The sequence below is a fragment of the Streptomyces sp. 13-12-16 genome (genome assembly GCF_002114215.1).
Classification (GTDB): domain Bacteria; phylum Actinomycetota; class Actinomycetes; order Streptomycetales; family Streptomycetaceae; genus Streptomyces.
In genome coordinates this window covers 838-5,251 of record NZ_NCTE01001418.1, presented here as the reverse complement: position 1 = coordinate 5,251, position 4,414 = coordinate 838, and the positions used below count along the sequence as shown (strand labels likewise).

Sequence of the window (4,414 nt, the reverse complement as noted above, 5' to 3'; positions counted from 1 at the left end):
CCCGCCGGAGATCTACGGCGGCGCCGGAGTCCATGTCGCCGAACTCGCGCGTTCGCTCAGGCCGTTGGTGGACCTGCGGGTGCACTGCATCGGCGGCTCCCGGGACGGGGAGGGGGTGACCGCGTACCGCGAGCCCCGGCTCGGCGACGACGCCAACGCCGCGCTGCGCACCCTCGGGGCGAACGTGGAGATGGCGGCGGGCTGCGCGGGAGCCGAACTCGTCCACAGCCACACCTGGTACGCCAACGGGGCCGGCCATCTCGCCCGCACCCTGTACGGCGTACCGCACGTCGTCACCACGCACAGCCTGGAGCCCCTGCGCCCGTGGAAGGCCGAGCAGCTGGGCGGCGGTTACGCGCTCTCCTCGATGGTGGAGCGCACCGCGCTGCGGCACGCCGACGCGGTGATCGCGGTCTCGGAGGCGATGCGCGGGGACGTGCTGCGCGTCCACCCCGACATCGACCCGGACAGGGTGCACGTCGTCCACAACGGCATCGACACCGCCCTGCACCGGCCCGACCACGACACCGCCGCCCTGCGGCGGTACGGCATCGACCCGGAGCGTCCCCTCGTGCTGTTCGTCGGGCGGGTGACGCGGCAGAAGGGGCTGCCCCAACTGCTGCGCGCCGCCTTCGAGATGGACCCGGAGGTGCAGCTGGTGCTGTGCTGCGGCCAGCCGGACACGCCGGGGATCGCCGCCGAGACGGCCGCGCTGGTCGAGGCGCTGGGCCGCTCGCGGGGCGGGGTCGTCCGCATCGACGGCATGCTCGACCAGGTCTCCCTGCGCCAACTGCTCACCCACGCCGACGTGTTCGTCTGTCCCTCGCTGTACGAGCCGATGGGCATCGTCAACCTGGAGGCGATGGCCTGCGGGACGGCGGTGGTGGCCACCGCCACCGGGGGGATACCCGAGGTCGTCGCGGACGGCGAGACCGGGCTGCTCGTCCCGGTCGAGCAGGAGCAGGACGGCACCGGGACCCCGCTGGATCCCAAGCGGTTCGCCTCGGACCTGGCCGCCGCCGTGAACCGGCTGATCGCCGATCCGGACCTGGCGTCGGCGATGGGCGTCGCGGGCCGGATCAGGGCCGAGAAGTCCTTCGGCTGGGACCGCGTCGCCGAACGGGTGCACGCCGTCTACCGGCACGTACTCGGCGCGTGAGGAGCCGGGGGCGGCCCCGGCTCCGGTGATCCGGACCCTTCCGGCGCTCCGGTCCCGGGCCCCGGTTCCCGGTTCCGCTCCCGGCCCCCGTGGCGGTGGGACGGCCGGGTTCCGCCGTCGGCGCCCGGGGTGGTGGGGCCGCTCCGGCGACCTCTTGGAGTCGTGGCGGGATCGTTGACCGGCGTACCCGGGCAGCCGTTACGTTCGCCGGCATGTCGGATGCGCCCTCAACCTCTTGCACCGAAGGTGCCGCCAGCGGCGGCCCGGCGGACCCGCAGGGCGGGACCCGGGTCACCACGCTCGAGTTGTTCTTCGACCTCGCCTTCGTCTTCAACTTCACCCAGCTGGCCCGGCTGCTGAGCCGGGACATGACCCCCCGGGGCCTGCTGCAGGTACTGCTGATCTTCTGGCTGTTGTGGTGGATGTACGGCGGTTACGCCTGGCTGACCAACCACCTGCCGCCGCAGCGCAAGCGCCACCGGCTGCTGCTCCTGCTGGGCATGGCCTCGTTCCTGGTGCTCGGTCTGGCGACCCCCAACGCCTTCGACGGCGACGGCGTCGCCTTCGGGGTCGGCTATCTGCTGATCGTCTCCGTGCACGCCGCGCTGTTCGCGTTCGGCGGGCCCAAGGCCGCCCGGAACATGCTGAGCATCGCGCCGTTCCACCTCGTGGTCGCGCTGCTGCTCATCGTGGCGGGGCTGCTGGACGGGCCGGTGGTGTACGCGCTGTGGGCCGGGGCCGTGCTGCTGGAGGTCGTGGCGCCCATGGTGACCGGGGTCTCCGGCTTCGAGCTGCGGCCCAGCCACTTCGTCGAGCGGCACGGGCTGCTGATGATCATCGCGCTGGGCGACTCGTTCCTCGCGCTCGGCATCGGCAGCGACGGCGCCCAGGCCGGCCTGTCCATGGTCACCACCGCCGTCCTGATCTTCGTCATCCCCGCCTGCCTGTGGTGGGTCTACTTCGACGAGTCGGAGAAGGCGCGGCGCGCCGAGCACGCCCTGGAGTGCCAGGACGCGCACCAGCGGTCGAGACTGGCGCTGTCCGCGTTCTTCTACGCCCACGTGCCGATGCTGCTGGGGCTGATCCTCATCGCGGCGGCCGTCAAGAAGACCATCGCGGCCCCCTACGAGCCGCTCGCCCTGGCCCCCGGAGTGGCCCTGGCCCTGGGGGTCTCGCTCTACCTCGCGGGCATCGCGTGGTTCCACGGCATCCTCAAGATCGGACCCCAGCGCTTCCACTGCGCCGCCGCGCTGCTCGGCATCGCCGCCGTTCCCCTGGGCCACCTGTTCGCCGCCGTCGTCGAAGTGGCCCTGCTCGGACTGCTCATCGTCAGCGCCGTGATCAGCGAGCACCGCTGGTCCCGCCGGATGGGCCACCTCGTCCACCGCACCGACCCCGTCCGTACACCCGCACAACTGGAGGTATCCCGCCCATGAGCTCCGTGGCCGACCGCCTGGACGTCATCGACACCTGCACCCGTATGGCCTGGTACATCGACTCGGGCGCCTGGGAGGCGCTCGCGGAGGTGTTCAGTGAGGAGATCCGGCTCGACTACACGAGCCTCAACGGCGGCGAGCCCGCCGTGCTCGGCCGCAAGGAGCTGATCGGCGCCTGGTCGGGGCTGCTGGGCAGCTTCACCACCACCCAGCACCTGCTCGGCAACTTCCTCGTGGACGTCGAGGGCGACACGGCGGTGGCCACCGCCATGTTCCAGGCCACCCACCGGATGCCGAACGAGCACGGCGGCCCGCTGTGGATCCTCGGCGGCAGGTACCGCTTCGACCTGGCGCGCACCGGGGAGGGCTGGCGCATCGGCGGCGTCGAGATGACCGCCACCTGGGCCGACGGGAACCAGCACCTGCTCGCCCGGGCCGCCGAGGCGCAGTCCGGGCAGGGCTGAGGTCAGGAAGTCGGCACCCCTTTCCTTGCCGCTTCGGCGGCGGTCCGCGAATCATTTTCGATGATTCCCGAATTCCTGCCGAGGAGACGTGATGAGTGACCTCACCGAAGAGACCCGGAAAGTCGCCCAGCGGTGGTTCGACGCGCTTTCCGGCGGCGATTTCGACACCGCGCTCGACACGCTGGCCGAGGACGTCGAGTGGATCAACTACACGCCGGTGCCCGGCTACAACGACGACATGAAGTGGATCGGCTCCTACCGGGGCCGGGACGCCGTGCTCGACACCCTGAAGATCTTCACCGAGGCCGTCGAGGTGAAATTCGAGAAGCTGACCAACCTCGTGGTCGACGGTACGCAGGCCGCCGGAGTGATTCACGAGGTCTCGGTGGTCAGGGAGACCGGCGTCGAATTCGAGATCGAATTCATCCAGCTGCTCTCCGTCCGCGGCGGGAAGATCGTCCGCTGGAAGTCGTACACCGACCCGTCGCAGATCATCCGCGCACTGCGCGGCGACACCACGGACAAGGCGGCCGCCTGATGAGCACCGAACTGATCGCCGCCGTGCGCGGCCGGGACACCACCGGGGTCCTACGGCTGCTGGACGCCGGCGCGGACCCCGCCACCCGCGACGAGGCCTCCGGCCTCACCGCCCTGATGATCGCCGCCGGCCAGGCGGACGTCCTGACCGTACGGGTCCTGATCGCGGCGGGGGCCGACGTGCTCACCGCGGACCGCCGGGCCGGCGCCACCGCGCTGCACAAGGCCTGCCAGGGCGGCAGCCTCGACGTGGTGCGCGCCCTGGTCGAGGCCGGCGCGTTCGTGGACGCCGTCGCCCCGACCACCGGGCACACCGCCCTGATGGACGCGCTCTGGTACAAGTTCCCGGACATCGCCCGGTACCTGCTGGACCGGGGCGCGAGCCTGAAGGTGTACACGCACTACGGCTTCTCGCTGGAGCAGCACTTCGAGTACGAGCTGAACGTCAACACCTTCGGCAAGGAGCGGCTGCTGGAGGCCGAGCGGCACCTCGACGCCCGCCGCCGCGGCGACGAGGAGGCCGTGGGCCGCCAGGAGCTGATGGCCGCCGTCACCGAGGGCGACACGGAACGGGTCCGCAAGCTGCTCGACGGCGGTGCCGAGGTCGACGAACGCTTCCCCGACCTGGGCGGCTTCAACGACAGCCACACCCCGCTGCTGGTCGCCTCCCGCGACGGCCACACCGAGATCGTGCGGCTGCTGCTCGCCGCGGGCGCCGACGTCAACGCCGTCGAGCCGACCTTCGGCGCGGTGCCGCTGCACAAGGCCGTCTACAACGGGCACGCCGGCATCACCGCCGACCTGGTCCGCCAGGACGG

Annotated in this window: 5 protein-coding genes; all 5 read left to right on the top strand. The window is 71.6% G+C overall.

Translation table 11 applies throughout. The features are described from left to right. A partial coding sequence (glgA, locus tag B7767_RS41850; protein WP_085576399.1) for a glycogen synthase occupies positions 1 to 1,159 on the top strand: 1,159 nt, incomplete at its 5' end. Between the two features lie 212 nt (positions 1,160 to 1,371). Next, positions 1,372 to 2,595 carry a low temperature requirement protein A gene (locus B7767_RS41845; protein WP_085576398.1) on the top strand — a complete coding sequence of 408 codons (1,224 nt, stop codon included), beginning with the start codon at positions 1,372 to 1,374 and terminating at the stop codon, positions 2,593 to 2,595. Continuing rightward, a complete protein-coding gene (locus B7767_RS41840; RefSeq protein WP_107486644.1) occupies positions 2,592 to 3,059 on the top strand; it encodes a nuclear transport factor 2 family protein in 468 nt (155 codons plus the stop codon). The genes B7767_RS41845 and B7767_RS41840 overlap by 4 nt, the downstream gene beginning before the upstream one ends. A gap of 91 nt (positions 3,060 to 3,150) precedes the next feature. Continuing rightward, positions 3,151 to 3,597 carry a nuclear transport factor 2 family protein gene (locus B7767_RS41835; protein WP_085576397.1) on the top strand — a complete coding sequence of 149 codons (447 nt, stop codon included), beginning with the start codon at positions 3,151 to 3,153 and terminating at the stop codon, positions 3,595 to 3,597. Beyond that, positions 3,597 to 4,414: ankyrin repeat domain-containing protein (locus tag B7767_RS41830; protein WP_179167543.1), on the top strand; the 818-nt coding region annotated here is incomplete at its 3' end. The genes B7767_RS41835 and B7767_RS41830, both read left to right, overlap by 1 nt.